Source organism: Streptomyces sp. NPDC002490, from assembly GCF_040296045.1.
Taxonomy (GTDB): domain Bacteria; phylum Actinomycetota; class Actinomycetes; order Streptomycetales; family Streptomycetaceae; genus Streptomyces.
Genome location: NZ_JBEOWM010000128.1, coordinates 1 through 1,681, shown reverse-complemented (window position 1 = coordinate 1,681; position 1,681 = coordinate 1). Strand labels below are relative to the sequence as shown.

Below are 1,681 nucleotides of genomic sequence, written 5' to 3'. Positions count from 1 at the left end.
GTGGCCTCGCCGAGGAGGGCACGCACCTCGTCTTCGGTGGCTTGGAGGGCGGCCATGGTGCCGCCTTCGGGGAGGGCTTGCATCAGCCGGCCGCGTGCGGCGACCAGGGCGGCTGCGTCGGCGAGGGAGAACACCCCGGCCACGTGCGCGGCAGCGATCTCACCGATCGAATGCCCCGCCACGACGTCGGGCCGCACCCCCCAGGACTCCACCAGGCGGAACAGGGCCACTTCGACGGCGAACAACGCCGGCTGCGCAAACTCCGTACGGTCCAGGAGTGCGGCTTCGTCGGACCCTTCGGCGGCGAACATCACCTCGCGCAGCGGCTTCGGTAGCGATGCGTCGAGATGCCCACACACCTCGCCCAACACATCCGCGAACACCGGGAACGCCTCCACCAACCCACGCCCCATGCCGAGCCGTTGTGCTCCCTGGCCGGTGAAGAGGAACGCGAGGCGGCCTTCGCTGGTGGTGCGGTGGAACGTGTGGGGGGTGGTCCGACCGACCGCGAGGGCGCGGAGACCTTCGAGGACGTCGTCAGGACGGGTCCCGGTGACCACGGCACGATGCTCGAACCCGGCCCGGGTCGTCGCCAGCGCCACCGCCACCTCCCCCAACCCCGGAGCATCCTCCGCCTCCAACACACCCACCAGCCCCAGCGCCTGGGCCCGCAACGCCTCGACCGAACGCGCACTCAACACCAGAGGCAACCACCCCACCACCCCCACCGACGACGACCCAACCCCAACCCCAACCCCATCCCCAGTCACTGGCTCCTCGGGAGCCTCCTCCAGGATCACGTGCGCGTTCGTCCCGCTGATACCGAACGACGACACACCAGCCCGCCGAGGCCCCACGGCCTCCCAAGATCTGGATTCCGTCAGCAGTTCGACCTGTCCGGCCGTCCAGTCCACCTTCGAGGAGGGCTCGTCCACGTGCAGGGTCCTGGGCAGGACCCCGTGGCGCATCGCCATCACCATCTTGATGATCCCCGCCACCCCCGCCGCGGCTTGGGTGTGGCCGATGTTGGATTTGATGGAGCCGAGCCAGAGGGGGTCGTTGTCGGGGCGGTTCTGGCCGTAGGTGGCGAGGAGTGCTTGGGCTTCGATGGGGTCGCCGAGGACGGTGCCGGTGCCGTGGGCTTCGACGGCTTGGATGTCGGTGGGGGTGAGTCCTGAGGTGGTTAGTGCTTGGCGGATGACGCGTTGTTGGGAGGGGCCGTTGGGGGCGGTGAGGCCGTTGCTGGCGCCGTCCTGGTTGACCGCGGAGCCGCGTATCACCGCGAGTACCCGGTGGCCGTTGCGCTGGGCGTCCGACAACCGCTCCACCACCAGCACACCCACCCCCTCGGAGAGGCTGGTGCCGTCCGCCGCGCTCGCGAACGCCTTCGCCCTACCGTCGTGGGAGAGGTTGTTGGCCCGGCTGAAGTCGATGAACGTCTCCGGCGTGAACATCACCGACACGCCGCCTGCGAGCGCCAGTTGGCACTCGCCGCCGCGCAGCGCCTGAACGGCCAGGTGGAGGGCGACCAGCGAGGAGGAGCACGCCGTGTCGACCGACAGCGAGGGCCCTTCGAGGCCGAGGGTGTAGGAGACGCGGCCGGAGGCGATGCTGCCGAGGCTGCCGTTGCCGAGGTAGGTGTCGACGCCTTCGGGGAGGGGGGTGTTGCCGAGGCGGGAGG

The 1,681-nt window shown here is 70.1% G+C and carries 1 protein-coding gene; it reads right to left on the bottom strand.

Going from position 1 to position 1,681, the window contains the following annotated elements; translation table 11 throughout:
* A partial coding sequence (locus ABT092_RS30885; protein WP_351249816.1) for a type I polyketide synthase occupies positions 1-1,681 on the bottom strand: 1,681 nt, incomplete at both ends.